We start from the raw sequence: 1,648 nt of genomic DNA, 5'->3' as shown, positions 1-1,648 counted from the left end.
TGCGCGCCGAACTGCCAATGGCGGCCCTAGCGATGGCCATTGCGACACAGCGGCCTGGCGCCGGCTTGATCCACCATTCAGATCGTGGCGTTCAAGGCGGATTCAATCGATCGTCGCAACACCAGACTTTTTCCCTCATGGCAGCAATTCGTCAAGCGCCTCTGCCGGCGTCTTCCAGCCTAAGGTCTTTCTCGGTCGAGCATTGAGGGCTGCTGCCACGGCGGCGATTTCGTCAGCGCTGTGGATGCTCAGGTCAGTGCCTTTCGGGAAATACTGACGCAGCAAACCATTGGTGTTCTCATTGGTGCCACGCTGCCACGGGCTTTGCGGATCGCAAAAGTAAACCTGGACACCGGCATCGATCTTGAGGCGATCATGCTGGGCCATTTCTGCTCCCTGATCCCACGTCAGCGAACGGCGAAGCTCTTCAGGCAAAGTAATGATGGTGCGTGTAATCGCGTCGCGCACCGCTTCGGCCCCGTGTCCCGCGAGCGCCGGGCCGTTCTTCATGCGCGGATTCTCGCCATGCCCTGAGAGCCGAGGAAGATGAAGCAGCATCGTGAAGCGCGTGGAACGCTCCACGAACGTACCGATTGCCGAACTGCCAAGCCCAAGGATGAGATCCCCTTCCCAGTGGCCTGGCACCGCACGATCGGCTGCTTCGGCAGGGCGTTCGCTGATCATGATCTCCGGTGAGACAAAGCCTTGGCCTCGCCGGCGCACGCGCGCTCTGGGCACCCTTAACACGCGCCCGGTTCGCAAGCAGGTCGTCAGTTCACGGCGCAACGCGCCCCGGCTCTGAACAAAGAGGGCCTGACAGATGGCTTCGTGGCTGATGCGCATCGCCTTGTCGTCCGGGAAGTCGATCGGCAAGCGTCGAGCTATCTGCTCCGGGCTCCAAGCCCTGGCCCATTGTCGATCCTTTCGCGGGCCGTGCCGACGGCCCTTCCACGGAACGTCGGGGCCAGGAACGGGAGCGCCGCTCGACGTCATGACGACTCCGGCCAGTCTCTGCTCCACATAAGCGCGCAAGGTTGTATTGAGTGCAAGCTTGGTGGGTTTGGGCCGACGGGCAGATCGCTCGGCGTGCCATTGGGCTGTCGATGCACGATACTCCAAGCCGCCACTGCGCGTCGCGGCGTTGCGTCGTAACTCACGGGAAATGGTCGAGGCAGATCGACTAAGACGGCGCCCGATCTCGCGCCGCGAAAGGCCCTGAACGCGAAGAAGTGCAATCTCCTCGCGTTCCGCAAAAGAGAGATACCGCCCGCATGGCGGCTTGGCTGAAGATCTGAACGTCGCTGGTGGCATTCCGCCTGCCTTTCGGAACAATCTGGTTCCCACAGCCTGCGACATACCAGCTGTTAGCGCAGCATCCTCGCTGGTCATTCCCTGAGCAATCCCCAACCAGAACCGTTGAAGTTCAGATCGCCCGGCAACTGGCGGCCTTCCGGGGGACGGTAACGGCGCCCGTCCAGATCGCAGTGATCGTCGCTTTCGAATGCCCATCGCAACCTCCAAGTCTGGTGTTGCGACGATCGATTGAATCCGCCCAATATGCTTCGGCGGAGTATCGCAAGATGATGCAGTCCGCCGGTTTTCGGGCCTCGATGAGCCGCAAGGCCGATTGCTATGAAAACGCGCCGAT

General features: G+C 61.3%; 1 protein-coding gene and 1 pseudogene. One reads left to right on the top strand and one right to left on the bottom strand.

What is annotated here, in order from left to right:
• Positions 1-135 precede the first annotated feature (135 nt).
• Complete coding sequence (locus YUU_RS0145845) at positions 136-1,311, bottom strand: IS30 family transposase (RefSeq protein ID WP_027528108.1); 1,176 nt, start codon at positions 1,309-1,311, stop codon at positions 136-138.
• Here YUU_RS0145845 and YUU_RS63180 point away from each other — a divergent pair.
• Positions 1,305-1,648, top strand: a pseudogene (locus YUU_RS63180) (hypothetical protein); the annotation flags it as partial. The gene YUU_RS0145845 and the pseudogene YUU_RS63180 overlap by 7 nt on opposite strands.

This window comes from Bradyrhizobium sp. Ec3.3 (assembly GCF_000472925.1).
GTDB lineage: Bacteria > Pseudomonadota > Alphaproteobacteria > Rhizobiales > Xanthobacteraceae > Bradyrhizobium.
The sequence above is the reverse complement of the archived record's forward strand: the minus strand, read 5'-3'. Positions and strand labels throughout refer to the sequence as shown.